Raw genomic sequence first — 26,881 nt, 5'->3', positions numbered from 1 at the left:
GCTTGTCAGCTAAATGCAATGCTGATGGAATAATACGGTGTCCCCGAAAGCCAAATGCTTGGCGAAAATAATCAAACTAGCGGCTGATAAAACATAGCTCCGAATCCCACTTGAAATAGGTTTAACCTAACATCGGAGACGCAATCATGACTGATTCAGATACAATTTTCTTTGGCTATCATGCTGATCCATCGCGCTCCAGCTCATTGCAGGCTGCTGCCTATACCGAGCGCAAGTGGTTTGACGCAGACCTTTGCGCCATACTCTCCAAGACTTGGCAGTGGGTATGTCATGTAGAGAAAACACGTGAGCCGGGATCTTATGTAACAGTGGATATTGCCGGCCAACCCATTGCCGTTGTGCGTGATAAAGAGGGTAAGCTTCGTGCCTTTTATAATGTCTGCAAACACCGTGCGCATGAATTGCTGTCGGGCGAAGGCAATACAACGCGGATCATGTGCCCCTATCATGCTTGGGTCTATAAACTTGATGGGCAATTGGCCCGTGCACCACATACCGAAAACCTCGAAGATTTCAGGAAAGGCGAGATTTGTCTCGATGGAGTGCAGGTCGAGGAATTTTGCGGCTTTGTTTTCGTCAATTTGGATCCAATGGCAGCTTCTTTGTCAGAACAATCCGGCAACTTGGAAACCGAAGTGCGCCATTGGGCACCGGATGTGGATCAACTCACTTTTGGCCATCGTCTGACCTATGACATCAAATCCAACTGGAAGAACGTCGTGGACAACTTCCTAGAGTGCTATCACTGTCCTACAGCGCACAAGGATTTTTGTGACCTCGTGGATATGGATACCTACAAGGTTACGACCTACGGCATTTACTCCAGCCATATGGCTGACGCGGGCACAAGTCCGAATTCCGCTTATGACGTGTCGAATGCCACCGTGAAAACCCATGCGGTTTGGTGGCTCTATCCGACCACCTGCCTGATGCGGTATCCGGGACGGTCAAGCATGATCGTGTTGAACATCATCCCTGTTGGGCCAGATCGCACGCTTGAAACTTATGACTTCTTCCTAGAGACGCCGGAACCCGACGCGATGGAGTTGGACGCAATTCGTTATCTGGACGAAGTTCTTCAGGTCGAAGATATCAGCCTTGTCGAAAGTGTGCAGCGCGGGATGAACACACCTGCGTTCACCCAAGGTCGGATCGTCAATGACCCGGATGGTTCCGGCAAGTCCGAGCACGCCGTACATCACTTCCATGGCCTGGTCCTGGATGCTTACGCAAAAGGTGCTGCGTGACGCGGCCAAACATCTTCGTGATAATGGCGGACCAATTGGCACCGCACTTTACTGGGGCATACGGGCACAAGGTTGCCAAGACACCCCACCTTGATGCGTTGGCCGCGCGCGGCATGCGCTTTGATGCGGCTTACTGCAATTCTCCACTCTGTGCACCTTCACGGTTTGCTTTTATGTCGGGCCAGCACATCAGTCGCATTGCAGCTTATGACAATGCATCTGAGTTCAGAGCCTCGGTGCCAACATTTGCGCATTACCTTAAATCGCTAGGCTACAGGACCTGCCTTTCAGGCAAGATGCATTTCGTAGGCCCAGATCAAATGCATGGGTTCGAAGACAGGGTAACAACCGATATCTACCCCGCAGATTTCGCATGGACCCCGGATTGGGAAGCGCCTGATGAGCGGATCGATAAGTGGTATCATAATATGCAGACCGTCAAGGAAAGCGGTTTGGCCCATGCGACCTTCCAGATCGACTATGACGATGAAGTTGGCTTTGCCGCCAATCGCTGGCTCTTTGATGTCGCCCGAGACAAAGCACGTGGGAACGATGCGCCCTTTGCGATGGTGGTAAGCTTCATTCACCCGCATGATCCTTACGTTGCGCGACCCGAATGGTGGAATCTCTATTCGGAAGATGAGATCGACATGCCGTCCTTTACACCCGCGACAGAGGATCAGGACCCATTCTCGCGTCGATTGATGGATGGGATCGAAGCATCATATGTGCCGCTCAGCGGCGAAGAAATCCGTCGCGCGCGTCATGCTTATCTGGCCAATGTCAGCTACTTCGACAGCAAGATCGGGGAGCTGATTCAGACCCTCGAAGAGACGGGCGAGTTGGACAACACCATAGTGTTTGTAACTGCGGATCACGGCGACATGCTGGGCGAACGTGGGCTGTGGTATAAAATGAATTTCTTTGAACACTCTGCGCGCGTTCCACAGGTCATGGCCGGGCCGGGCGTTGCAGAGGGGACAACGCAGAATGCAGTGTCGCTGGTTGATTTGCTGCCGACCTTTATCGATATTGGCGGCGGTAATGAGACGATGATCGGAGAACCGATCGACGGCCGCAGTCTAATGCCTTTGGCCCGTGGCGAATACGACCCAGTTGATGAAGCCATCGGTGAGTATTGTGCCGAGATGACGGGCTATCCCGTAATCATGATCCGGCGCGGCCCTTTAAAATACATTCATTGCGACAGCGATCCGCCGCAGCTCTACGACCTAAACGCTGACCCGCTGGAAACAAAAAATGTCGCCACAGAACCTGACTATGCTGACCCGGCAGCCCGCTTTGCAGCCGAAGTCGCGGAACGGTGGGACGGTAGTGAATTGCGAAAGAAGATTATCGCCACGCAGAGATCACGCCGCGCGTTACATGCCGCGATGGAAGCAGGTGCCAGCGAGCCATGGGATTACAACCCACCATCTGATGCAAGTCAGCAGTATGTCCGCAACAACTTGGATTGGACGGTGGCCGCGAGTCGCTACCGCTATCCGCCTTCGAAGGATTGAAGCCAATGATGCTGAACGGAAAAATTGCCCTTGTGACCGGCGCGCGCGGTGGCATCGGGCGTGCAATTGTCGCGCGGTTCCTAAAAGAAGGGGCAACAGTATTTGCAGCTGACCTCACACCGGAAGGATCGTTAGACCAGCACGACGAAGATGGCAGTCATTTTGTTAAGCTGGATGTGACTCAAGAGGCAGACTCGGTTGCGGCGATGGATCATGTGCGCGCCACACACGGAAAGTTGGACATCCTAGTAAACGCGGCCGGGATCGAGATCGAAAAAACGGTTGAAGAGACCACGCTGGAGGAATGGAACCAAAGCTTTGCGGTTAATTCCACGGGCACGTTCCTGACCTCGAAATATGCCATCCCGTTGATGCGCGCAGCGGCGAAGACAGGGAATAGCGCAAGCCTCATCAATTTTGGCTCCTACGATGGGTTCATCGCTGATCCGGGCCTTGCGGCCTATTGCGCAACCAAAGGTGCAGTACACGCTTTGACCCGCGCAATGGCTTGCGATCATGGCCCCGAAGGTATCCGCGTAAACGCCATCTGCCCCGGCTATATCGATACCCCAATGTTGCAGAGCTTCTTCAACGGAGAAGGATCTGGTGGCGGCGGCGGCAATATTGAAACGCTGCAACAGGCCGTGCGCGATGTTCATCCGATGCGGACCTACGGGACGCCACAGGACATTGCAAACCTGGTCAATTGGCTTGCTTCCGACGAAGCACGGTATGCCTCTGGCCAGTTATGGGTTTTGGATGGGGGGCTGTCTGCACAAGTGCAGCAGATGAAGCTCTGATGCCCAAATCCGTCATCATCACCTGCGCACCCACAGGGGGCATCCATACACCGTCGATGTCACCACATCTGCCGATTACGCCCGCCGAGATCGCGACAGCAAGTATTGAAGCGGCACAAGCCGGCGCGTCGATCATTCACTTGCACGCACGGCATCCAGAGACCGGCAAACCCGACCCCCGACCCGAGCTATTTCAGCAGTTCCTGCCTGTGATCAAACAGTCCACTGATGTGGTGATGAATGTCTCTACCGGCGGCGGTTTGGGTATGTCGATGGATGAGCGCCTGCTGGCGGCGACCTCAACAAGCCCAGAGATGGCATCTCTAAACATGGGTTCCATGAACTTTGGCATCTTTCCGATGCTGCAGAAATACACCGAGTTTCAGCACGATTGGGAACAGCCATTCCTGGAGATGACAGAGGACTTCATCTTTCCCAACACCTTCAAAACAATTCGTTACGCCATTGAAAAACTTGGTGGTGATCATGGCACCAAGTTCGAGTTCGAATGCTATGATCTTGGCCATCTCTACAACGTCAAATGGTTCGTGGATCAAGGCCTGATCAAACCGCCTTTTTTCATTCAGATGGTGTTCGGCATCTTGGGTGGTGTTGGCGCCGATGCAGACCATCTAACCCACATGCACAACACGGCGGACAAGCTGTTCGGGGCAGAGAATTACGAATGGTCTGTCCTTGCCGCTGGCCGTCACCAAATGCCTTTTGCAACCCAAAGTGCATTGCGCGGCGGAAACCTTCGGGTTGGTCTCGAAGACAGCCTGTTCATTGGAAAAGGTGAGTTGGCCAAATCCAACGCGGAGCAGGTCACGCGCATCCGATCAATCGTAGAAAACCTTGGCCTTACGGTCGCGACGCCAGCAGAAGCGCGCATGCGGCTCGCACTAAAAGGCGGCGATCAGGTTGGGTTTTGAGGAGACGCTTATGCAGTCGAAAATGTTGATCAATGGCGAATTGGTCGAAGGCACCGAAGGGACGTTGGAAATCCTGAACCCTGCAACAGGCGAAATCATTTGCACAGTAAATGAAGCCAGCGATGCACAGATCGAGGCCGCCGTGCGTGGCTCACAAGAGGCATTTGAGACCTTTTCGGGTACGACCCCCGCGGAACGCGCCGCGATGTTGCTTCACATAGCTGATGTTATCGAGGCGAACAGCCAGGAGTTGGCAGAACTTGAAAGCCTGGACGTGGGAAAACCCTGGCCATCGGCTCATGATGACGAAATGCCGCTGACGATTGATGTCTTTCGCTTTTTCGCTGGTGCTGCGCGGACCATGATGGGGTCTGCTGCTGGCGAATATGTTGCGGGTCATACCTCGATGATCCGGCGCGATCCAATTGGTCCCGTAGCGGCCATAGCGCCTTGGAACTATCCGCTGATGATGGCGTCCTGGAAGATTGCCGCACCAATCGCGGCGGGATGTTCTGTTGTGTTGAAACCGTCCGAGATAACGCCCCTATCTACTCTGCGTCTGGCTGAATTGTTGCAAGATATCCTGCCAAAAGGTGTGCTCAACGTGATCCACGGTCGTGGACCCAGCGTCGGGAATACCCTGATGAACAGTCCACAGATGGAAGGGATCAGCGTTACGGGATCGCCGGCGACCGGCATGGCCGCAATGCGGGCAGCGTCCCAGCAGATTAGACACGTTCATCTGGAGTTGGGCGGCAAAGCACCGGTCATTGTCTTTGATGATGCTGATCTTGACGCCGTGGCCGAGACGATCCGTTATGGCAGTTACTTCAATGCCGGTCAGGACTGCGCACAGCCTTGCCGCGTGATGGTCGCAGACAGTGCCTACGACAGGCTTGTGGCAGCCCTTGCTGATCAGGTCGCTCAGATCCAGATTGGTGCGCCGAAAGCCGAGGGAACAGAAATGGGTCCTCTGGTTTCTGCCACTCAGCGAGATCGAGTTGCAGGTTTCGTAGACCGAGCGCGAGGCAATTCTGAAGTCGTTGCAGGGGGGACGTTTGGCGAAGAATACGGGTTTTTCTACCAGCCGACAGTCATCGCCGACGTAGACAATACTGCGGAGATAGCTTGCAACGAGGTCTTTGGACCTGTTGTAACTGTCTCCCGTTTTTCTGACGCAGAAGAGGCGTTGAAGATTGCCAACAACGGGCCTTACGGGTTGGCCTCATCGGTCTGGACACGGGATGTTGGACGCGCGATGCAAATGACGTCCAAGCTGCGCTATGGGTTTACGTGGGTAAACACGCATGGGGTCGCGACCCCCGAGATGCCATGGGCCGCGATGAAAGGCTCGGGCACGGGCAGCGATATGTCGGTCTATGCATTGGACGCTTATACTGCGATCCGTCACGTCATGGTGGCACACTGATGCGGTTGGCTGGAAAACGCGCCTTTGTTTCAGGCGGCAAGCAGGGAATCGGGCGGGGTATTGTTGAGGCGTTCATGGCTGAAGGGGCCGCTGTCACTACCTGTGGGCGCGGCCCTCAACCCGATAATCTGCCGGAAAACGTAATTTGGTACACACTGGATGTGTCCGACGCCGAAGCCGTTGCACAGATCGTCAGTATAGTCGGTGGGACCGATATCCTTGTAAACAATGCCGGCGTTCAGGTCGAAAAAACAGTGACCGAAAGCACAGACGCGGATTGGGACTTAGTGATGGGCGTAAATGCGCGAGGCGTTTTTAACTGTTGTCGCGCCTTCATTCCAGAAATGTCGCAAGGTGGCTCGATCATCAACATTGGTTCGATCTCGGGCAATGCCGCGGACCCATCGATGGCGCTCTACAATGCGTCAAAAGCGTTTGTGCATGGGCTCACACGCTCTATTGCAGTGGACCACGGACCAACGGTGCGCTGCAATGCTATCTGCCCGGGATGGATTGAAACGGGCATGCTGGACGCAGCGTTCGACCTCGCGCATGACCCAGAAAAGGCCAAATCCGACGCGCTGGCCCGCCACGCGGTCAAACGCTTTGGCAAACCTGCCGATATTGCAGCGATGGCTGTGTGGCTGGCCTCTGACGACTCGTCTTTTGCAACCGGCCAGTTGTTCACAGTGGACGGTGGCCTGACGGCGGCCTCCCCACTTAATCCGGGACTGTTATGATGTCAGAAATTGAAAGAACCGCCATTCTTGGAGCCGGTGTGATAGGGGCAAGCTGGGCAGCGTTGTTTCTCGCCTCGGGCCGTAGCGTGACGGTCTTTGACCCCGATCCGAATACCGAAGCATCCGTTCGCTCTTATGTCGAAAAAGCCTGGCCGGCACTGGACGAGTTGAACCTCACAGATAGGGCCACACCGGACGCTATCACTTTCGTTTCAACCGCCGAGGCGGCTGTCCAGGGCGTGCAATTTGTTCAGGAGAACGTGCCAGAAAGACTGCCAATTAAGCATTCGACCTATGCCGGGATTGAGCCAGAGTTGAACCCTAACGCAATAGTTTCAAGCTCAACTTCCGGCCTAACGCTTGAAGCTTTGCAAGAGGGATGGCGCGATCCCAGCAAATTGATCCTAGGTCATCCATTTAACCCACCGCATCTCATCCCACTGGTCGAATTGACCGTCAACGAATCCACCGGTTCAGATGTTTTGGACCGCACAGAAGCTTTCTACAAAGACATTGGTAAAATCACGATCCGGATCAAGAAAGGCATGCCAGGACATGTCGCGAACCGTTTGCAAGCCGCGGTTTGGCGCGAGGCGGTTCATATGGCGGTCGAAGGTGTCGCCAGTGTCGAAGACATCGATAAAGCGATGTGGGCTGGCCCGGGACTGCGGTGGGCCGCGATGGGTCCGACAACCCTTTTTCACTTAGGCGCAGGCGATGGTGGCCTGCAGGCTTTCTGTGACCATTTCAAAGACACATTCAATGGCTGGTGGGACGACCTGGGCGACCCTCGTCTTGATGAGGATGTCATCAATAAACTGGTCGATGGCATTAATGATCAAACTCAGGGGCAAAGTACCGAAGAGTTATCAGCGCAACGCGACAAGATGCTTACGGCGATGCAAAAAGCTACCCAACACCTTCGGACTTGATGTCGGGATTGAACATTGGCCAAGCGCGAAACTCGAACGGGGTGCGGCCTTCAATGCGATCCGCACTGGGTGTCAATCCAAATCGTTTGCGGTACGCCCGGCTGAAATGAACCTGTCCATTAAACCCTGATGCTTCCGCAATCTCGCTGAACTTAAGCTCAGTTTGCGTCACTAATCCGCGCGCGCGATCAAGGCGAATGTCGCGGTAATACTCGATCGGCGACTTATGGACAAATTGCTGAAACAATCGGCTAAGTTGTCGTTGCGAAATCTTCAACTTCGCTGATATTTCAGGGATCGACAAAGTGGCCTCCAAATGCGCCTCCATCAAGTCGATCGCGTCCCTTACCACCCCAGAGGTGACATACCCCAGCGGCTCCACGTCTTTGGGGTTCTGTGATTGGCCTTCACCGCGCACGTTGTGATGAAAAAGGTATCGAGCAGATGCGTTGGCGATACTCTCACCAGCGACGGAATGTACAAACCGCAGTCCCAGATCTGTTGCTGCAGAACCCCCGCAACAAGTGAAAATCTTTCCATCCATAATAATCATGTTCTCTGACACGGTGGTGTCATGGGCCGTTTCGGCAAAGGCGTCGATGTGTTCATAGTGAACCGTTGCGGTCTTCCCTTTGAGTAGTCCAGCCGTCGCAAGAACAATCGCGCCAGTATCCAAACCTCCAACGATTGCTCCACCCGATTCCCATTTCTGTAGTGCTACCTTGAACTGAGGTGTCCCGTGACGCTCAGGTGTCCAACTTGTACTCACCAGAACCATCCAAGGCTTGCGCCTCACCACCTCCGCCAATGGGGCAGTGTCAACGACCAAGCCGCTGCTCGATTCAATTGGACCACCAGGGTCTGAGACATAGGTCCAAGAAAATCGAGCTGAACCCGTCAGGTAATTTGCTACTCTGAATGGATCCACGAAAGACGTTGTCGCCGAAACATTAAAATGCGAACTCACCAAAACAACTATGTCTAACTTGCGATCTATTGGCTGCGTCATGGCCGATTTTGTAAAACAGCGTCCAAAATTGTCAATTATGTTTCGGAAATACGCAATAGACACCAAAGTGCTGAGCCAAGCACTGCCTAAGTGCTGAGGCTAGGCTGAGGGGATCAGATCTCAATCAGTTTCTGAAGCTAGAAAGCCGAGATTCGCTCCACCGCAGCGAAGGCTCACTTTGTCCGCACAGCAGACGCTCACGAGTACTTTGCGAATAACCGAACCGAGCCCACAACAGACGTCGCAGTTTCGCGCATCACGCAGGAATATCCGAGGGCGAAAGTCGCGTAGCGCGCAACAAATCGGCACCGAAGAATGTTATGGTTACGGATAGTTGTCTAGGTTGGCTAGTGCGCTTCCTATACGGACAGCCGATGAGTGAAGACAAAACATAACATCCAGACAAACGTGAAAATTATAGATTGTACCTTCGGCCTCTCCAGTCGGGTTTAGGTGCCGACAATTTGGCATCTCCGTTCTGGGAGCAAATTCACTTCTGAAATTATTACCCCACCCCGCTTCACCAAGAGGTCAACAATTGCGTCGACCCCTTTTTTGTGGCGAAGGGACGAGAACAAAAATGGCCGTCCTTTGCGCATTCTGGCTGCATCTCGTTCCATTACCTCCAGTGAAGCGCCAACATGCGGCGCCAGATCGGTCTTGTTTATGACCAGGATGTCGGATTTTGTTATTGCCGGTCCGCCTTTTCGCGGGATTTCCTCTCCAGCGGCGACGTCGATCACATAGATTGTAAGGTCTGCGAGTTCCGGGCTGAAAGTAGCCGACAGATTGTCGCCGCCGCTTTCGATCAGAACGATATCAAGATCGGGATGGCGTTCCTGCATTTCAGCGACAGCTGCAAGGTTTATCGATGCGTCCTCGCGGATTGCTGTATGTGGGCAACCGCCCGTTTCGACGCCGATAATCCGATCTTGGGGAAGGACCTGCATGCGAACCAGCGCTTCGGCATCCTCCTGCGTGTAAATGTCATTGGTGATGACGCCCACTGAACAAGCATCGCGCAGGGCTTCAGACAAGGCAGCGGTCAAAGTGGTCTTTCCGGCTCCAACCGGACCGCCGATGCCAACGCGAAGAGGGCCGTTCATAGTTCTCATGTTCGGAATATCCTTGAATACTGTATTTCGTGTCTCATCGACGCGATGTCCGTCAGGAACGCAGTCGAACTCAATTCTTCTAAACCTGCCATTTGCGCCTTTTCGGCGATATGAGCACATAGCGGTGTCAAATTACGGATTAGTTTCTGCGCGTCGGTTTGCCCCAGCGGCACAAGACGCGTTGCGCAAGCGACCAAGTTGCTTGCGAATGCTTGTAGATACATCTTCGTCGTCAGCAGTAGGGGGAGGTTTTGTAGACGCGCGGCGTGACCTACTGAAACTGGGTAGGAAAGCTGTTGGATGTCTATATCCCAGACCTCTCCTGTGACAGTCCCGAATGCCTGTCCCAGCAGTTCGGTTTCCATTTTCCTTTCGGATGACGCGCAGATAGCCCGTGCCTTGGCATCGATGCTAAAAAGTTCATCTTTGTCCCGCGCGTTGTATGCGGACACCACGAACAGAGTATCATTCCATCCAGATCCGTGTTCCAGCGCATCTGAAATCCAGGCTTCGGCGTCTTGGGAACTGGCGACCGCTCCTTCGTCAATTGCAGCTTCCAACCCATGAGAATAAGCAAATCCCCCCACAGGGTATGCCGGAGACAACCACTGGGTCAGCGTCAGGATATCGGCGTCAGTGGGCGTGGCCATGTGTCCTGCCGTGGCCATAGGCTCCGCCTTCGGGGTTGAACGGTTCGTGCACCTCGCGCACTGTGGCTCCGATTTTCAAAAGCATATCTCGGATCACATGATCGATCTGGATCAGCAGACGATCCTTTTCGATCTGGCAGGGCGTGTGGCGATTGCCAATATGCCACGCGATGCGTGTCAGGTCCGGAGCGGAAACCTCAAGCAGTGCTTCGGGTGCAGCCTGTATTTCCACTTCGCGACCGTCGTCCAGAATCAACGTGCCACCGTGGTTCAACGAGGTGGTTTGCGCCAGATCGACGAGTATTTGTTCGCCACTTTCACAGGTCAGAACCTTGCGACGCAAAAACCGATCGTCATAAGTCAGCGACAGGCAATCTGCGGAGTCGCCGTGCATATGATCCGAGTAACGGCGTGCGGTGCAGAGCAGGGCGGTCATACCGTCGCCTCCTCTGGAGCAGAAATAGTCAGAGCCAGATTGAATCCGCAAACACCCGGTGCACGATCCGTTCGCGTGATAGGCCGCGTTTTTTCAACTCTTCGTCGCTGAGCGATTGCAGGAATTCGACTTGCCGAACGCGCGATTGAGCTTCGGCCACACTGATCAGAGCCCCGTAGACTGATGCTGTGATGGACGCGACCAGACCGGGCAGCGAAAAGCGTGCGTGCGATTGTGTTGCTGAGTGTGCCATTTGGACCCTCGTAAACGTTGGTCCTCCCTTGGGCATTAATATCTGTCATATCGGCCTCACATTGAAGTGGGTGTTTGGTCATTTCTGCGTTGCGCGCTGTGCAATGCAGCATAATTTTTAGTCAGAACATAAAGTATCGCTGTGCCATGGGCAGTACTTCGGCGGGTTGGCAGGTCAGCAGTTCGCCATCTGCCCGGACTTCGTAGGTTTCTGGATCGACTTCGACATGAGGTGTCGCGTTGTTGAGCAGAAGATCCTGTTTGCCAATCTCTCGCGTGTTTTGGACAGCCACGGTCTGCTTTGCCAATCCTAGTGCATCACCGATCCCGTCCGCCAGCGCGGCTTGCGACACAAAGGTAATTGCTGAGTTTTCAACGGATCGACCATAGGCACCGAACATTGGCCGACTATAAACCGGCTGCGGGGTGGGTATCGAAGCATTGGGATCACCCATCTGTGCACAAACGATGGTGCCGCCTAGCAAAACCATCTCAGGCTTCACTCCAAAAAAGGCAGGGTCCCATAGGACCAGGTCGGCGCGTTTTCCTTCTTCGATACTGCCAATCTCGTGGCTGAGGCCATGGGCAACCGCAGGGTTAATCGTGTACTTGGCGATGTAACGGCGAACGCGCAGGTTGTCGTTGTCACCGGATTCCTCCGGCAGGCGGCCTCGCTGTTTCTTCATTTTATCAGCCGTTTGCCAGGTGCGAATTAGAACTTCGCCAACGCGCCCCATCGCCTGACTGTCAGAAGCGATGATGCTGAAGGCACCCATGTCGTGCAGGATATCTTCAGCCGCGATGGTTTCACGCCGAATGCGGCTTTCAGCAAAAGCCACATCCTCGGGGATGGATTTGTCGAGGTGATGGCAGACCATCAGCATGTCGAGATGTTCCTCTACCGTGTTCACCGTAAAGGGCCGCGTCGGGTTGGTAGAGGAGGGTAGGACATGGTCCTCACCGCAGATTTTGATGATGTCGGGGGCGTGGCCGCCGCCCGCGCCTTCGGTATGGAAAGCGTGGATAGTACGGCCCTTTATCGCGGCAACTGTATTTTCAACAAACCCGGATTCGTTGAGCGTGTCGGTGTGGATCATCACCTGAACGTCCATCGCATCAGCGACCGCAAGGCAGCAGTCGATGGCCGCCGGAGTCGTGCCCCAGTCCTCGTGCAGTTTCAGGGCACAAGCTCCGGCTTTTACCTGTTCCTCCAGAGCAGCGGGAAGCGAAGCATTTCCCTTGCCCGCGAAAGCAAGATTCATGGGAAAAGCATCTGCCGCCTGCAACATCCGGCCGATATGCCATGGGCCCGGGGTGCATGTGGTCGCCAGAGTGCCATGTGCCGGGCCAGTGCCGCCACCAAGCATGGTCGTCAGGCCAGAATGCAGCGCGTCCTCTATCTGTTGAGGGCAGATGAAGTGAATATGGCTGTCGAACCCGCCAGCCGTCAGGATGCGACCCTCGCCAGCGATGGCCTCGGTGCCGGGGCCGATGATGATGTCTACGCCGGGCTGTGTATCCGGATTTCCGGCTTTGCCAATCTTGGCGATGCGCCCGTCCTTTAGGCCGACATCCGCCTTGTAGATACCCGAGTGATCCACGATCAGAGCATTGGTGATCACCGTGTCCACGGCGCCTTCGGCACGCGTGGCCTGAGACTGCCCCATCCCATCGCGAATGACTTTACCACCACCGAACTTGACCTCTTCCCCATAGACATCTTCGCGGTGACCGGTCTCGCTGAAACGCGCAGTCGTTGCGCGCTCCACGATAAGGTCTTTTTCTAATTCGATGATCAGATCGGTATCTGCCAATCGTACTTTGTCGCCGACCGTGGGGCCGAACATGGAGGCATAGTCACTCCGGCTGATCTTGCCCGGCATCTTTCAAAGCCCCCATGATGTGCATATTGAAACCGTAGATGTGCCGGCGCCCCTCAAATGGCACCAGCATAACTTCGCGAGTTTGGCCTGGCTCAAATCGCACCGCAGTGCCCGCCGGGATGTCCAGCCGCATACCCAAAGCTGCATACCTATCAAAATCCAGAGCCGGGTTTGCTTCGGAAAAATGGTAGTGGCTGCCGACCTGTATTGGTCGGTCGCCGGTATTGGCGACAATAACAAGACGGCTGCTGCGCCCTGCGTTCAGCGTCAGTGAGCCTTCGGCCGGAATGATCTCACCCGGGATCATTTCGGCAGCTTCAAAATCACGGTAATGGCGATGACCGCGATCAAAGCCAACCCAACTGCGAGCGCGGCGTAATCACTGCCATGGGCGTGAACTTGGGTATCCGAATGGGCCATGGCCGGACCAGCCAGAATGAGAGCGGGAAACAGCATACGGTTCATGGGTGACTCCTTTGGAAATTAGCGAATGGGGTTGTGGACAGTCACAAGTTTTGTGCCATCCGGGAAAGTGGCTTCAACCTGCACCTCGTGGATCATCTCGGGCACGCCTTCCATGCATTGGCCCCGGGAGATCACTTCAGCCCCGGCTTGCATCATGTCGGCGACCGAACGGCCATCGCGCGCGCCTTCGACCACGGCGTCGGTTATCAACGCAATGGCCTCGGGGTGGTTCAGCTTGACGCCGCGGGCCAGTCGTTTTCGAGCGACCTCGGCTGCCATGGCGACCAGCAATTTGTCTTTTTCACGAGGGGTCAGGTTCATGTCAGAGCATCCAGCATCGGGGCAATGTGTCTTTGTTCAGACGGTGTAGAACTGGTATCAGCGTTCGACGCAGTGCAAAGCTGTTGTCTGCCAGAATGCGAATGACCAATAGGTCTTTCCGGATCACGGTTGCCCCTGCGGTGTCCGGTAGCATTGCCCGCACAGGTTTCAGATGACCTTCGGCAGAACTCGACGCTAAGACGATTAGCGCCATCGCCCCCGCGCCGTTTGTAATATGCGGCTTGGATACGTGCGTATGCCAATCACCAGAGAACCTAATCGTATCGAGAAACACTGGCGTGTCCTCGCGCCGAATCTCGATCCGATCGCGCAAGCGGATGCCGGTCAGCGTCTCGCCCATGGCAACGCGCCCAAAGACCAGCGGCTCGACCATCAGCATTTCAGCATTGAGCGCCAAGTCGATCCTAAGGCGTCGGTCCAAAGCGCTGCCGTTGTACAGAATGGTTTCTTGCGGCAACCAGTTCAGCCGGGCACCAGATTCAACCGTCAAATGATTTGTAATCTGGCCCCATTCTTTGGGCTGGGCTTTGTAGGCGCGCTCGCAGGCTTGTGTCGTCAAGGTCAGCGCCGTGCTTTTTGCTGCCTTGCAAGAAAACCGGAATGAATCGCCTCCGGTCACACCGCCTGCCGTGTTCAGAAGAACCGCATCAAGATCAGGTGTGATCGTTCTTGGGAATAGGCATTTAAAGGACCCAGACTGGCGAAATCTGTCCAGCACAGTCCTGTTGCCCAATTGCTTGGTACTTAAGCTGACGGTGCCTGCAGAACGTGGCGGTACCGTGCTATGCGTGGGCAATATGGCTGCAACTTGTGTAATAGGGCACCTTTAGCGCGTCGTTTGGTGCCACCTGTTTCTCTGTTGAAGTGTCGGAACACTAATCTGCAGTGTCGGAATCAGCTTATTTCCACATCGTGTGTCTAAATTTTAGACAGCAACCTTCGACTTAGATGAAAAAATATGCGCTTCTCGCCGATTTCCCAAATTGGGCTAAAGGTAAGTTGCCAACCTTGCTGCAATGCAGAAACCGTATGGGTGCCACCGCGGAAATGACCCGGGGGTGTGTGACGGCTGCGCGAATTGGACCTCGAACACAGCCGCCACACGGAACGCAACAACAGTTGCGGGGATCAGGTAGAAGAAGAGTGTGCCTTTGCGCAAGCCCTCTCTCCCGGCCCCGCCAGGAGGATTACATGAAATCGCTCAAATCCACGCTCGCCGGATCGGTTGTCTTTGCTGCCATAGCCACCGCTGCGTTGTCGGACGAAGACACGATCAAGGTCGGAGTGCTGCATTCGCTGTCGGGCACGATGGCAATCTCAGAGACTACTCTGAAAGACACCATGCTGATGCTGATCGACCAGCAAAACGCCAAAGGTGGTCTTTTAGGCAAGCAGCTTGAGGCCGTTGTTGTGGATCCCGCATCGGATTGGCCGCTGTTCGCGGAAAAAGCGCGTGAGCTGCTGACCGTCCACGAGGTGGATGTGATCTTTGGCAACTGGACTTCGGTCAGCCGCAAATCAGTACTGCCGGTGATCGAAGAGCTGAACGGACTGCTGTTCTATCCGGTTCAGTATGAGGGCGAAGAAAGCTCTAAAAATGTCTTTTACACCGGTGCGGCCCCGAACCAGCAGGCTATCCCTGCGACCGATTATTTCCTGGAGGAACTGGGGGTTGAGAAGTTCGCTCTGCTCGGGACGGATTATGTCTATCCCAGGACGACCAACAATATTTTGGAAAGCTACCTTAAGCAAAAGGGTATCGCGGATGCGGATATCTTCGTCAACTACACCCCCTTTGGCCATTCTGACTGGTCCAAAATCGTATCTGACGTCGTTGCACTAGGCGAAGATGGTAAAAAGGTTGGTGTGATCTCGACGATCAACGGAGACGCCAATATTGGTTTCTATAAAGAACTGGCCGCAGCTGGTGTTTCGGCAGATGACATTCCTGTCGTGGCCTTTTCGGTTGGTGAGGAAGAACTTTCCGGTCTCGATACCACCAACCTCGTCGGCCATTTGGCGGCTTGGAATTATTTCCAGTCGGCGGATACTGATGTGAACGCCGAATTTGTCGAAACCTGGAAAGCCACTATGGGTGACGAACGGGTGACCAACGATCCTATGGAGGCGCATTTCATCGGCTTCAACATGTGGGTGAATGCCGCGACCGAAGCCGGCTCGACCGAAGTAGACGCTGTGCGCGCCGCCATGTACGGGCAGGAATTCCCGAACCTGACCGGAGGTACTGCTGTGATGTTGCCGAACCACCATCTGGCTAAGCCGGTTCTGATTGGTGAGATTCAGGAAGACGGCCAGTTCGACATCATCAGCGAAACGGACGTTGTACCGGGCGACGCATGGACCGACTTCCTGCCTGAATCCGCAGTGCTGAAATCGGATTGGAAAGATCTCGGCTGCGGTATGTACAACACCGAGATCGAAAGCTGCGTTCAGACTTTGTCGAACTATTAAATCGTACGCAAGGCGGGTGTGATCGCCCGCCTTGCCCAAAGACACGCGGGTTTCACCACATGTTAAGACTATTCCTTGCGGGCCTGGCAATTCTCTTTGCCTGCCTGAACGCCAACGCGCAAGACGGTGGCCTGCAGCCGATCTTGCAGGATCATCAGGAGATCATTGTCAAAAGTTCGCGCAAGACGATCAAACCGGCGATTGATGCGCTTGCCGCCAGTGGGCTGCCGCAAGCGCAGTTGATGCTTGAGGCATGGGTCGCCAAAGACATGTGGATGCGCAAGTCTGACGGTCTGTTCTTTGCCGGAAAAAAGGCCGAAGGACGGTCGTACGAACTGACCGATTTCGACACAGGCAAAGTGGTCGGTACCTTTGAGAAATCAGACTTGAAGCAATTGAAGCCCAACAGCGGTGTCCGCGCTATGATCGGGACAGCTCTGGTGCAGTTTCAGTTGACCGACCCGGATCGAAAGAAGCGCCTAGCGGCACTAAAGTCCATTCAACGTGATCCCGAGGGCGCACTGCTCGAACCTCTTCGTGCCTCGATCGAGGACGAGCCAGATGTGGATTTGAAGGCGCAGAAGCAACGGCTCGAACGGCTGCTGACGATTGGATATGACGAAGACGTTGCGGCCCGCGTGGCTGCAATTGAAGAAATGTCGAACGATCTGGGTGTCGACGTCCGCGCGGCGCTGAACCCGTTACTCGTGACCTCACGAAAGACCGCTGCGGACCTGCCATCGGATGTTAACGTCGCCATCATTTTGGAACCCGGATCAGACGCTTTGTCGCGGGATGACGCATACCACCTGTTGGTCGCGAGTGACTTGGCTGCGCCCCATGTGTTGCCTGACGACATCCGCCTGGCTTTGGCTGCGAACATCGACGGTGGTCGCGTAGGGGGTGTCCCGGTCGCGCAACTGAACAACAATACTGCGCGCACGCAAGCCTACAGCATTTTGGCTGAAGCCGGACTTGTTCCTGCGCTGGTAACTGAAGCCGATATCGACACGGCGCTGGGTGCGCATGTGTTCTTTGAGACTTATGCCGAGCCGTCCATCGAAGTAACCGCCGCTGCCGAAAAAGCGCTAAAGAAGATCGAACTGAAAGTTGGCCTAAACCAGACGCTCGACCTGACGTTGGACGCGGTCTCTCTGGCCTCGATCTATTTCCTTGCCGCCATTGGGTTGGCCATCACTTTCGGAGTGATGGGGGTAATCAACATGGCCCATGGCGAATTTATCATGATGGGCGCTTATACGGGCTATGTCGTTCAGCAGTACGTCCCCGACCATACGGTATCGATCATCGTTGCCATCCCAATGGCTTTCGCCGTCACGTTTGCCATGGGCGTCGCCATGGAGCGCCTGGTGATCCGTTGGCTTTATGCCCGCCCGTTGGAAACACTGCTGGCGACTTTTGGTATCTCGATTGCCTTGCAGCAACTGGCCAAGAATATCTTTGGTACACAGGCCCGCCCTCTGACTGCTCCGGGCTGGCTGGACGGTGCCTGGGTGATGAACGATGTGGTTTCGATCAGCTATATCCGCATTGCAATCTTCGTACTGGCGCTGATCTTTCTGGGGCTGTTCCTTTACATCATGAAACGGACAAGGCTGGGACTTGAGATGCGTGCGGTCACGCAGAACCCTCGCATGGCCGGATCAATGGGTATCAACCCGGGGCGGGTGAATATGCTGACCTTCGGTCTCGGCTCCGGCATTGCTGGGATCGCGGGTGTGGCCATTGGCCTGTTCGCAAAAGTCACGTCGGATCTGGGCAACGACTACATCGTGCAAAGTTTCATGACCGTAGTTGTCGGTGGTGTCGGCAACATCTGGGGCGCGCTGGCAGGCGCGGGGATGATCGGGTTCCTGCAAAAGGGGATCGAGTGGATGAACCCGTCGAACACCCTCGCGGCGCAAACCTACATGATCATCTTCATCATCATTTTCATCCAATTTCGACCACGAGGCATTATTGCCCTCAAAGGTCGCGCGGCGGGGGATTGAGCCATGGAACGTAGTTTTGTGGTCAAGAACCCATCTGTGCTGGTCTTTCTGGCCATCCTGTCGCTGTTCACGCTGGGTGTAACTGTCCTGTCCGAAGGGTTCGGGATCGGTGTGATCTCAACCAGTTTCGTCAAAACGCTGGGCAAGACCCTGTGCCTGTGTTTGATCGCTGTCGCGATGGATCTGGTTTGGGGTTTCACCGGCATTCTATCACTAGGCCATTTCGCTTTCTTCGGGCTCGGTGGCTATATGATCGGCATGTGGCTGATGTATGAACGCACCCGGCTGATCGTGGTCGAGTCATTGTCACAAGCCGACATTCCGGCAACGCCTGCCGAAGTTGTGGACGCCATCGGCACTCAGATTTTCGGCGTAGTCGGATCATCCGAATTCCCGCTGATCTGGGCGTTTTCGCACAGCTTGACGCTGCAGTTGATACTGGTCGTTGTGGTGCCTGGCCTGCTGGCACTGATCTTTGGCTGGCTGGCCTTCCGCAGTCGAGTGACCGGCGTCTATCTGTCGATCCTGACGCAAGCAATGACGCTGGCTCTGGCGCTGTATCTGTTTCAGAACGACAGCGGTTTGCGCGGCAACAATGGCTTGTCCGGCTTGCAGAACCTGCCCGGTGTCACTGTCTCTCAGGACGTTGTTTCGCTCTGGTTCCTGTGGGCTTCGGCTTTGGCGTTGGGACTGGGTTACATGCTGGCGGCATGGATCGTGTCGGGCAAGTTCGGCTCAGTCCTGCGCGGTATTCGAGACAACGAGGCGCGGGTTCGGTTCCTCGGCTATTCGGTCGAAGCCTACAAGTTGGCTGTCTTCACCCTGACGGCTTGCATCGCCGCAATCGCGGGTGCGCTATATTATCCGCAGGCTGGCATTATCAACCCCGAGGAGATGGCCCCCATCGCCTCAATATATCTGGCCGTCTGGGTCGCTATCGGCGGCCGGGGCCGCCTGTATGGTGCGGTCATCGGCGCGGCTTTTGTCAGCCTGCTGAGCACGTGGTTCACGGGCGGGCAGGCCCCAGATATCCTGCTTGGCTTTTACACGATCAAATGGGTCGACTGGTGGCAAGTGCTGCTGGGTGTGTCCTTTGTGCTGGTCACGCTGTTTGCTCCGCAAGGTATCGGAGGTTTGTTCGACTTGTATACCAACCAGCGTCATCCTGATCGGCATGGTGCCAATCTGGGACCGGATGAAGGCGCTTTGCGTGAGAAAGAGGCCAGCCAATGAGCACCTTGTTAGAAGTAAGTGGCGTATCGGTTACCTTCGACGGGTTCCGCGCTATCAACAACTTGTCCTTCCAGATTGGTGAAGCGGAGCTACGTTCCGTGATTGGCCCGAATGGGGCTGGCAAGACTACGTTTATGGACATCATCACCGGCAAGACCCGGCCAGATGAGGGGCGGGTCATATGGGGTGAAAAGTCCGTATCTTTGTTGGATATGACCGAGGCAAAAATCGCGCAGGCGGGAATCGGGCGGAAGTTTCAGAAGCCCACGGTTTTCGAGGATCAGTCCGTGCGCGATAATCTACTAATGGCGCTAAAGAAAAATCGTGGTTGGGTTGGTGTGCTGCTTTACCGTCCGTCCAAAAGTGATTTGCAGAAGGTCGAGGACCTAGCCACCGAAATTGGGCTTTATCTGGAACTGAGCCGGAAGTCAGGTGAACTGAGCCACGGGCAGAAGCAATGGTTGGAAATTGGCATGCTGCTTGCGCAGGACCCACGTCTGCTGTTGGTTGACGAACCCGCCGCAGGCATGACCCCGCAAGAGCGCGAACATACCACAGACTTGCTGGTTCAAGCTGCAAGGACCCGCGCGGTTGTGGTCGTTGAACATGACATGGAATTTGTCAGGCGCCTGAACTGCAAAGTAACGGTTTTGCATGAAGGATCAGTATTAGCCGAGGGCAGTCTTGATCACGTGACATCAAATCAGGACGTCATCGACGTCTATCTGGGGCGCTAGAAAATGTTGAAGCTGACCGATCTGACTTTGCACTATGGGCACTCGCAAATCCTCAACGGGATTTCCATGGAAGCTTTACAGGGTGAAGTAACGTGCGTCATGGGGACCAACGGTGTCGGAAAAACCAGTCTGATGAAGGCAATCTCAGGGGCGCATCCCCGTTCCGGTGGTGAACTGGAGCTTGACGGAAAGCAGATGGGTATCTTGCCTGCTCATCAGATGGCCTGGAAAGGTGTGGCATATGTCCCTCAAGGTCGCGAAATATTCCCATTGCTCACGGTTCGAGAGAATCTGGAAACAGGCTTCTCCTGTCTGCCTGCCAGCGATCATTTCGTTCCAGATGATATTTTTGATATGTTCCCGGTCCTCAAAAAAATGCAAAACCGGCGCGGGGGCGACCTTTCCGGCGGGCAGCAGCAACAGTTGGCCATCGCACGTGCACTGATCACAAGACCGCGCCTGCTGCTGCTGGATGAGCCAACCGAAGGTATTCAGCCGAACATAATCCAACAGATTGGCGAGGTGATCCGGCACCTCAGAAAGACGAGCGGAATGGCAATTGTCTTAGTCGAGCAGTATTTCGACTTCGCATATGATCTTGCCGACAGGTTTGTTGTGTTGCGACGTGGCGAAGTCATGGTCAAAGGCACACGAGATGACCTGACGCGTGATCAAGTGTTGCGGGCCGTAACAGTTTAGCAATGCTCGATGTAGTTGGCTTTGGCATGGGTGCATCAAACCCAAATCATGTCCTGCATTAAGGCTCGGGACATGGTTTGATCCTACAAAAACGTACAATTTGAGAAGTGCTTTTTTTTGAGATACGGCCCTTCGGTACCTCTTGCCGTGATATGTGAGTACTTTCGGACAGATCGACAGGCTTGGTGTTGTATCAAGGTTCGGCTTGAGCTTGAACCTTTCCGCAACGTTGCGCTCCACGATGGTCAGTGCTGACTGCAGTGAACGGGCGGTTTGGACTTTAACGGTTTATGCCCGTGCAAACGCTCGCAAATAGGTGTCCGCTGTATTGCCGAAAACACATTGCTGCGGGCGCGAACGCTTTCTGCGTCACCAGCATGCGAAATCCCAAAAGTCCGGCTTGTCCCGCAAGGCAGACATTCACTGAATTCTGCCGAACGTCTGTACCGAGCCCAAACTCGACCATATTTATCTGGGCGTAGGGCTGTCAGAGCGAGAGACGAAAGTGGGTGCCAGTTCGTTTACAGCACAAGATGTCTCCAAACGCGCGCCCCAATCCCGGTATTGTATGAGCCTTACGGGTTATCGTAGATCAGAACTAGCTGCTTCAGACTTTTGAAACACCAGCAAGGTTATAAAAACACCGCCAATTAGCATTGTGTGAGCCGCAGCCGTTACGCCAAAAACAAAGTAGCTTCCAACCATGAGCGAAAAGATAGCGCTCCACATCCAGGCCAGCATTTGCATCAGCAAATGGGCGGTGGGAAGGGACTGGTTTTTTAGAGGATTCTTAGTTTCGTTCATTACTGAATCCCACGTTGATTTAACGTCCAACCTATTAGTCATGTTTCTACTCCCATTACCTTTATCAATGACCCAACTGGAAACGCTTAGGCGTCTCTAGAACCCGCGCTGGCGACGAGAAAAGGTATTGGCCGACAACGCGGTCCACAGTGTGTGGTAATACTGGAGATACGTGTCAAAAGCGTTAGCGGACCAATATAGGCTCAACTCCGCTGAAAAAGATTGACGCATTTGCTATGCAGCAACGCCCAAACCGTCTTGGCCCAAACGGCAGTTTTGTTCGCATTGCGGTCGCTCGCGATATTTGGGCGAACGTCTGCACCGAGCCCGGAGCAGTCGTTACAGCGGGCAGATATTTTGCCTAAGTCTTCGATCTCATGAGGTAGTGAGTACCGGTTGCGACCAAAATTTGACCGTCAATTACGGAGTTCGTATTACGATGCTGTCGCATTTGCCTCTGATGCCCTTGGCGGAACCGAGTCCACCAATCGGGCAATCAAAAAAGGAAATTTACCAGTCACCGATATTAAAACTCACCCGTTCTGTCACGGACCTTGAAACCGCTTTCCATGATAAGCGTTGTAGGCTCTTTTATCGACGACACAGCTTTCTTAACGTCAATGCTCTCAACGCTTTGGGTCAAATACGTTTTATAAAAATAACGCGCGTTGGTTGTGTCAGCTGCTGACGTCCATAGTGTGTAGTCAGTGTGTATGCCATCGCCAACTGCCTCGCGAATAGAGCCCTTTGGAATGTCAAAAACGTTCAAGATGTGGAATGCTTTAAATATTGCGTCGTCCACGTCATCAGACGGAAGAGATGTGTTCGCGAAAGCAACAGCTCGGACAAATCGAGCTGGAGATGAATGGTCACCCGGTAAGCCCAACAGGCCGCTGCCTTGTCCGAATGGCGCGATGTTTTCTGAGCCTACTGTCATCAAACCGCGATTTTCACTTTGGAGGCCAACATAATTTCTGAGATTGGTCAGGTGCCAATTGTAAGATGGGTTGTTTGTGACAGCATTAACTGTGTTGTCATAAACTGTAAGGCCGCTCTTGGTGTACTCAATAACAATTGAGGTGCCCGTTGAGTCTGTCACCGCATAGTGAAACGGCGCAAATCCGTCAATTTCGGCCACGTACGTACCCACGACGTCAATGGATGGAAGTGCCGCTTTAACTTCAGCGACTGTGGAGAACTGGCCAAGAATCCAGTTTCCCATTTCTTCGGATGAAACGGCACGGTCGCGATTTTCACCCGTCAATTCAGAGAATACCGCGTCACCGGCAAAGTAAAAAGCGCCAAAGTATAAGCCTTCTGTGTTAACGCCATCAAACACAATTGGCATGTCCAATCCGTTTGCACCAAGAAAGCCGTATTTTGCCTCGTACGCGAAGCCCGTCACATCAGGATTCAAACCGAGTGTTTCAATCGATGTCCCGGATGGAACCGCAAAAATATTTGACTGAATGTCAAAACCAAATTCCATGGTCCGCGCAGGCACTGTTGCGCCGTCTGCCGACTTAAGAACGATTCCTGTGCATGCCAAGGCGGATTGGGTCGTTATAGCCACGGCCAACAACGTCGAACTCACAAGCTTACTTAGCTTCAGAGCATTAACTCGTTTCATTGGCCTACTTCCTTTTTTAACCTTGCGCTGTTGTAGTTACGGTAGCGAAATTGAATCGGATCGAAATGACAGCTAACATGCAAGATTCAAGTTCAAAGCCATCATTCGCTGCGATGATCGTGAATGACAATGTTTTGGCCATTCGGGTGGATAAACACATTAGGTGCGAACGTCGGGCAAGTCCGTATGGCAGGCATTCATCGCAGATACAGCGAAGGTCCACTTTGAGCCCAAAGCAACTGATGCCGCGCGTTGGGTGAATGTCTGAAGTTATTAAGTAGCTTTGCACAGATTGGGTAGAAGTAGCGCTGATCGCTACTGAGTATTTGGCTTTCTAAAGTGATCCATATTCCCATTTAAGAAGTTCAGCGTGGCCTCCAGAAATGCGTTCCAATCCGGGCTTTTGGGCATGGGAACGTGATTTGCCGAATCCAGAACCAGTAGTTCAGAACTTGCGATGCCTGCGGCCAATTTGCGGGCCTGGGACAGCGGGTGGATTGAATCGTTGCGGGCATGAACGATAAACGTTGGGCATTGCACCATGGGCAAGAGGTCAGCCACCGACGCATCGCTATGCGATTTCCGCATGCGCAACATGTTTTCTGCCGGACAGGACTTTTGCAGGATCTCGACGATATCCTTGGCCAGATCCAGCGGGCCTTCTGGGAAGTAAAGCAACGAATAGGCCAATAGGAAACTACTGTCAGGCTTGTCCCACCCTTCGGAGATCATGCCCAGCATTTCTGGGGTGCCAGTGGTGTTCTGCCGCACATTCCGGCCTTCAACATAACCGCCATTCAAAACCATGGATTGAACCCGGTCTGGATAGTGCGCGGCCAGAAATACCGCGGAAAGGGCCGAGCCCGATTGGCTGAACAAGCTGAACCGGTCCAGCCCGATGGCATCGGCAACACTCAACAGATCATAGGCGACGGCCTCGACCCCTGCGGAGTCCATTTCAAGATCAGAATGGCCGCTGCCCATTTCGTCGAAGCGTACCAGCGTGTTATTCGCGCGGATTGCGTCGAGCAACGGGCGAAAAAACGGGGAATTCCAGTCGGCTTCGATACTGGTTCCGCCAAAAGTCGTGTAGATGATCGGAGGCCCTTCGCCTGTTACGGTATAGGCGAGAGACTTGTCTTCGCGGTTTTTCGTGAACTGGAGCCGTAGCGAAAGCTCTCTGGATTGGGCATCATCTGCGGTTTCAACAACCTCCACCTCGGCACAACATAAAAAGCCGCGCCGCGCCACGGTTCGGATTACTGCCTGAGATTGCCCGTCATCGCCGACCGCGCGTCGCGCTGCGGCAACGCAGGCGCTGATCGCAGATTCTGAGACAATACGCCCTTGCCAGATGCGTTCGATCAATGTGTCGCGGCTGATCAACTCACCTGCGTTTTTCACCAAAAGCAACAAGAGATCGAACACCTTCGGTTCAATCGAAACCGGTGCTCCTGAATGCATCAGACTGTGCTGCTCGGGGTCGAGAACAAAACTGCCAAACTTGTACTTTTGCATAGCTCGCACTGTGTCTTCTTTCGCAATTGGGTCAATCACAGGAGAATCCTAAGAGTTTCCCAAGGTCTTCCTCAAGCGCAAACGTAGTGGTTCGGTGACATTCCTGAGACAACTGAAGTCACAGAGGAAGTTAAGATGGACACCATGAAAATCGCGCAAATGGCACAGGATTACACAAATGCCTGGAACTCGAAATCCGCTGAGGCCGTTGCTTCATTTTATGCCCGGGACGGCGAGATCGTGATCAATCTGGGTGAGCCGTGGTCCGGTCGGGACCGGGTGCAGGATATGGCAGATGGCTTTTTCAGAGATGTGCCAGACCTGACGCTCACCTGCGATGACGTGCGCATTTCCGGGCAGCACGCGCTCTTTCTGTGGACTTTCACGGGGCATGACGCAACCAGTGGCAATCCTCTCAAAATCCATGGTTGGGAGGAATGGGATTTGAACCATGAGATGGAAGTTCAGGCTTCACGAGGATGGTTTGACGCAGATGCGTACTCACATCAAACAGGGAATGGATGACAGCCTGGCAAAAGCAGGCCTTGGCGCAGCCGCAGCGACTTGGTGCTTCGTCCGCAATTCGGTCTCAGCCAAAATTCAGCCGACCGTCCGCAATTTGGCGTGAAACTGCAGTTGAAATATGCTTGTTTCTAGGTCTAGCCCCCAGAGTGTACAAAAATTGTGTCGTAGACGAACCGAGCCGCCGCCGATCTAACCGCGAAGCTGCACGACCTTTGCCTCAGTCTGGCTCACGTAATCGGCCTACTTCTGCATGAGGATGCGCCGCTTATCCAGCAGATCCGAGCGCGCATAGGCCCGCTCGACCTTGTTGCCGACTATATGGGCCAGCGCAGTTTCAGCGACTTCGAACCCTGCCGCCTAGGTATCCTGCACCCACGTCCTGAACGACGTGTGGAAGCCATTGACACGCCCGGCTTCATTCAAATGCTTCAATACCATTGACATTGCTACGTCGCTCACACCGCCCGCAGCGCGCGGGCTGGGAAAAAGGAAGTCGTTTAGGGCCGTGGATCTGCATTGCTCGACGACGTTCAGCGCTTCGTTTGAGAGCGGAATGCGGAAATCTTGCACCTTGCCCCGTTCTCCCTTCATCCGTTCTTGCGGGACAGTCTACACGTCGCCGTCAATCTCACTGAAACGAGCCCCGCGCACCGGCATTCCCCGCGCCGCCTCAAAATCGTGAAGCGCAGATCCAGGTAAGAGGGGTGTTCTTTGTCGAGTCTCGAATATAAATCAGGAACTTCTTGCCATGGTGTCGCGGGAAGGGGCTGTGAAACCCGATCTGCATATCCGAGCATATGACGAGCTTTGTCACAGATGAGCGGTTTTACCTCGTAGTCCATAAGCTTCGCCTGACGTAGCACCATCCGTTTTCGATAGAGGGCTTTGTCTGCGGTTTCGTGTTTGATGCGCCAGATCGGTTTCAGCGCGTCGTGAATGTCACGCGCAGCTAGGGTGCTGACACGGCGCTTGCTAATCTTGACGTTACATAGAGCTTTAAGGGGGAGAACCAGCGTCCGCGTACACCATCACCGCGAAGACTTTCCTTCCGCGCCTCAAACACCATTGCCGCCACTTCCTCAAAGGTCGGGTCGTTTTGGCTGTTTTCCGCTTCAAGTCTCTGACGCTCACGCTCTGCAATCGGATCTTCGCCGCGCTCAGCATAAGCGGCCCACTTTGAACGCTCCCTGCGCGCGTCCGATAGCGACATGTCAGGATATGAACCCAACCCCATGTCCCGACGCTTGCCGTTAACTTGGAATCGGTAAAACCAGCGCCCGCCATTCTTTGACGTTTTTAGGGATAGCCCGCCGCCGTCTTGAATGACGCTGCCGGAAGGCACGTTCTTTACTTGAGTTACGGAAAGCCAGTTATCGCCTCTTGCCATATCTGCCCCACACTTGCTGTGGGTTGACTTGCAACATGTTGACACAAGTTGCTACAAGTGAAATTTGCAAAACCCAACACTAGCAACA

Annotated in this window: 27 protein-coding genes; 13 read left to right on the top strand and 14 right to left on the bottom strand. The window is 54.2% G+C overall.

Going from position 1 to position 26,881, the window contains the following annotated elements; translation table 11 throughout:
- Positions 1 to 146 precede the first annotated feature (146 nt).
- Genes AC2FJB_RS06550 through AC2FJB_RS06520 form a run of 7 tightly spaced genes read left to right on the top strand, consistent with a single transcriptional unit; the run spans position 147 to position 7,624 of the window.
- A complete protein-coding gene (locus AC2FJB_RS06550; RefSeq protein ID WP_496717648.1) occupies positions 147 to 1,268 on the top strand; it encodes an aromatic ring-hydroxylating oxygenase subunit alpha in 1,122 nt (373 codons plus the stop codon).
- Positions 1,265 to 2,791, top strand: coding sequence for a choline-sulfatase (gene betC / locus AC2FJB_RS06545; RefSeq protein ID WP_496818007.1), 1,527 nt, complete (start codon positions 1,265 to 1,267; stop codon positions 2,789 to 2,791). Before AC2FJB_RS06550 ends, betC begins: the two co-directional genes overlap by 4 nt.
- A gap of 5 nt (positions 2,792 to 2,796) precedes the next feature.
- Entirely contained in the window at positions 2,797 to 3,591 is a 795-nt protein-coding gene (locus AC2FJB_RS06540; RefSeq protein ID WP_299898791.1) for an SDR family NAD(P)-dependent oxidoreductase, read from the top strand.
- Complete coding sequence (gene kce, locus AC2FJB_RS06535) at positions 3,591 to 4,523, top strand: 3,5-dioxohexanoate:acetyl-CoA acetone transferase (RefSeq protein WP_109312331.1); 933 nt, start codon at positions 3,591 to 3,593, stop codon at positions 4,521 to 4,523. The genes AC2FJB_RS06540 and kce overlap by 1 nt, the downstream gene beginning before the upstream one ends.
- 10 nt (positions 4,524 to 4,533) lie before the next feature.
- Complete coding sequence (locus AC2FJB_RS06530; RefSeq protein WP_496717645.1) at positions 4,534 to 5,952, top strand: gamma-aminobutyraldehyde dehydrogenase; 1,419 nt, start codon at positions 4,534 to 4,536, stop codon at positions 5,950 to 5,952.
- Positions 5,952 to 6,692, top strand: a complete 741-nt coding sequence (locus tag AC2FJB_RS06525) for an SDR family NAD(P)-dependent oxidoreductase (protein ID WP_496717644.1) — start codon at positions 5,952 to 5,954, stop codon at positions 6,690 to 6,692. The genes AC2FJB_RS06530 and AC2FJB_RS06525 overlap by 1 nt, the downstream gene beginning before the upstream one ends.
- Positions 6,692 to 7,624 carry a 3-hydroxyacyl-CoA dehydrogenase NAD-binding domain-containing protein gene (locus tag AC2FJB_RS06520; protein ID WP_496717643.1) on the top strand — a complete coding sequence of 311 codons (933 nt, stop codon included), beginning with the start codon at positions 6,692 to 6,694 and terminating at the stop codon, positions 7,622 to 7,624. Before AC2FJB_RS06525 ends, AC2FJB_RS06520 begins: the two co-directional genes overlap by 1 nt.
- Here AC2FJB_RS06520 and AC2FJB_RS06515 read toward each other — a convergent pair.
- The 10 genes from AC2FJB_RS06515 to AC2FJB_RS06470 all read right to left on the bottom strand — a co-directional run bounded on the left by AC2FJB_RS06515 (position 7,602) and on the right by AC2FJB_RS06470 (position 14,572).
- Positions 7,602 to 8,633, bottom strand: a complete 1,032-nt coding sequence (locus tag AC2FJB_RS06515; protein ID WP_496717642.1) for a GlxA family transcriptional regulator — start codon at positions 8,631 to 8,633, stop codon at positions 7,602 to 7,604. The two genes, AC2FJB_RS06520 and AC2FJB_RS06515, sit on opposite strands and share 23 nt — an antisense overlap.
- Positions 8,634 to 9,082: 449 nt before the next feature.
- The gene (gene ureG, locus AC2FJB_RS06510; RefSeq protein ID WP_496717641.1) at positions 9,083 to 9,748 is read right to left on the bottom strand and encodes an urease accessory protein UreG; all 666 of its coding nucleotides are present in this window, start codon (positions 9,746 to 9,748) and stop codon (positions 9,083 to 9,085) included.
- On the bottom strand, positions 9,745 to 10,398 hold the full coding sequence (locus AC2FJB_RS06505; protein WP_496717639.1) for an urease accessory protein UreF: 654 nt from the start codon (positions 10,396 to 10,398) through the stop codon (positions 9,745 to 9,747). Before AC2FJB_RS06505 ends, ureG begins: the two co-directional genes overlap by 4 nt.
- Positions 10,382 to 10,834: an urease accessory protein UreE gene (ureE, locus tag AC2FJB_RS06500; protein ID WP_496717638.1), complete on the bottom strand. Its 453-nt coding sequence runs from the start codon at positions 10,832 to 10,834 to the stop codon at positions 10,382 to 10,384. Before ureE ends, AC2FJB_RS06505 begins: the two co-directional genes overlap by 17 nt.
- Before the next feature lie 28 nt (positions 10,835 to 10,862).
- Positions 10,863 to 11,087 carry a hypothetical protein gene (locus AC2FJB_RS06495; protein WP_496717637.1) on the bottom strand — a complete coding sequence of 75 codons (225 nt, stop codon included), beginning with the start codon at positions 11,085 to 11,087 and terminating at the stop codon, positions 10,863 to 10,865.
- A 121-nt stretch (positions 11,088 to 11,208) separates the two neighbouring features.
- On the bottom strand, positions 11,209 to 12,969 hold the full coding sequence (ureC, locus tag AC2FJB_RS06490) for an urease subunit alpha (protein ID WP_496717635.1): 1,761 nt from the start codon (positions 12,967 to 12,969) through the stop codon (positions 11,209 to 11,211).
- The gene (locus AC2FJB_RS06485; protein ID WP_117869590.1) at positions 12,944 to 13,276 is read right to left on the bottom strand and encodes an urease subunit beta; all 333 of its coding nucleotides are present in this window, start codon (positions 13,274 to 13,276) and stop codon (positions 12,944 to 12,946) included. The genes ureC and AC2FJB_RS06485 overlap by 26 nt, the downstream gene beginning before the upstream one ends.
- Positions 13,273 to 13,434 carry a hypothetical protein gene (locus AC2FJB_RS06480; RefSeq protein WP_158506935.1) on the bottom strand — a complete coding sequence of 54 codons (162 nt, stop codon included), beginning with the start codon at positions 13,432 to 13,434 and terminating at the stop codon, positions 13,273 to 13,275. Before AC2FJB_RS06480 ends, AC2FJB_RS06485 begins: the two co-directional genes overlap by 4 nt.
- Before the next feature lie 18 nt (positions 13,435 to 13,452).
- Complete coding sequence (locus AC2FJB_RS06475) at positions 13,453 to 13,755, bottom strand: urease subunit gamma (RefSeq protein ID WP_299898816.1); 303 nt, start codon at positions 13,753 to 13,755, stop codon at positions 13,453 to 13,455.
- A 1-nt stretch (position 13,756) separates the two neighbouring features.
- Positions 13,757 to 14,572: an urease accessory protein UreD gene (locus AC2FJB_RS06470; protein WP_496717634.1), complete on the bottom strand. Its 816-nt coding sequence runs from the start codon at positions 14,570 to 14,572 to the stop codon at positions 13,757 to 13,759.
- A gap of 395 nt (positions 14,573 to 14,967) precedes the next feature.
- Between AC2FJB_RS06470 and urtA the strand changes: the two genes are divergently transcribed.
- The 5 genes from urtA to urtE are packed head-to-tail and all read left to right on the top strand — an operon-like array spanning position 14,968 to position 20,929.
- Positions 14,968 to 16,248 (top strand): urea ABC transporter substrate-binding protein, encoded by a 1,281-nt coding sequence (urtA, locus tag AC2FJB_RS06465; protein WP_496717633.1) that lies wholly within the window; start codon positions 14,968 to 14,970, stop codon positions 16,246 to 16,248.
- 59 nt (positions 16,249 to 16,307) lie between these two features.
- Complete coding sequence (gene urtB, locus AC2FJB_RS06460) at positions 16,308 to 18,260, top strand: urea ABC transporter permease subunit UrtB (protein ID WP_496717631.1); 1,953 nt, start codon at positions 16,308 to 16,310, stop codon at positions 18,258 to 18,260.
- Between the two features lie 3 nt (positions 18,261 to 18,263).
- On the top strand, positions 18,264 to 19,493 hold the full coding sequence (urtC, locus tag AC2FJB_RS06455; RefSeq protein ID WP_496717630.1) for an urea ABC transporter permease subunit UrtC: 1,230 nt from the start codon (positions 18,264 to 18,266) through the stop codon (positions 19,491 to 19,493).
- A complete protein-coding gene (gene urtD / locus AC2FJB_RS06450; protein WP_496674104.1) occupies positions 19,490 to 20,230 on the top strand; it encodes an urea ABC transporter ATP-binding protein UrtD in 741 nt (246 codons plus the stop codon). Before urtC ends, urtD begins: the two co-directional genes overlap by 4 nt.
- Before the next feature lie 3 nt (positions 20,231 to 20,233).
- The gene (gene urtE, locus AC2FJB_RS06445; protein WP_496717629.1) at positions 20,234 to 20,929 is read left to right on the top strand and encodes an urea ABC transporter ATP-binding subunit UrtE; all 696 of its coding nucleotides are present in this window, start codon (positions 20,234 to 20,236) and stop codon (positions 20,927 to 20,929) included.
- Positions 20,930 to 21,511: 582 nt separating this feature from the next.
- Here urtE and AC2FJB_RS06440 read toward each other — a convergent pair.
- The 3 genes from AC2FJB_RS06440 to AC2FJB_RS06430 all read right to left on the bottom strand — a co-directional run bounded on the left by AC2FJB_RS06440 (position 21,512) and on the right by AC2FJB_RS06430 (position 24,920).
- Positions 21,512 to 21,733, bottom strand: a complete 222-nt coding sequence (locus tag AC2FJB_RS06440; protein WP_496717627.1) for a hypothetical protein — start codon at positions 21,731 to 21,733, stop codon at positions 21,512 to 21,514.
- A 526-nt stretch (positions 21,734 to 22,259) separates the two neighbouring features.
- Positions 22,260 to 23,363, bottom strand: a complete 1,104-nt coding sequence (locus tag AC2FJB_RS06435; RefSeq protein ID WP_496717625.1) for a linear amide C-N hydrolase — start codon at positions 23,361 to 23,363, stop codon at positions 22,260 to 22,262.
- A 315-nt stretch (positions 23,364 to 23,678) separates the two neighbouring features.
- Entirely contained in the window at positions 23,679 to 24,920 is a 1,242-nt protein-coding gene (locus tag AC2FJB_RS06430; protein ID WP_496817999.1) for an alpha/beta hydrolase, read from the bottom strand.
- A 96-nt stretch (positions 24,921 to 25,016) separates the two neighbouring features.
- On the opposite strand from AC2FJB_RS06430, the gene AC2FJB_RS06425 reads away from it, so the two are divergent.
- Positions 25,017 to 25,406, top strand: coding sequence for a nuclear transport factor 2 family protein (locus AC2FJB_RS06425; protein WP_496717622.1), 390 nt, complete (start codon positions 25,017 to 25,019; stop codon positions 25,404 to 25,406).
- Positions 25,407 to 26,355: 949 nt separating this feature from the next.
- Here the strand turns inward: AC2FJB_RS06425 and AC2FJB_RS06420 are convergent.
- Positions 26,356 to 26,793: an Arm DNA-binding domain-containing protein gene (locus tag AC2FJB_RS06420; RefSeq protein WP_496717619.1), complete on the bottom strand. Its 438-nt coding sequence runs from the start codon at positions 26,791 to 26,793 to the stop codon at positions 26,356 to 26,358.
- Positions 26,794 to 26,881: the final 88 nt, after the last annotated feature.

Source organism: Ruegeria sp. CDSC085 (genome assembly GCF_059610465.1).
The sequence above is the reverse complement of the archived record's forward strand: the minus strand, read 5'-3'. Positions and strand labels throughout refer to the sequence as shown.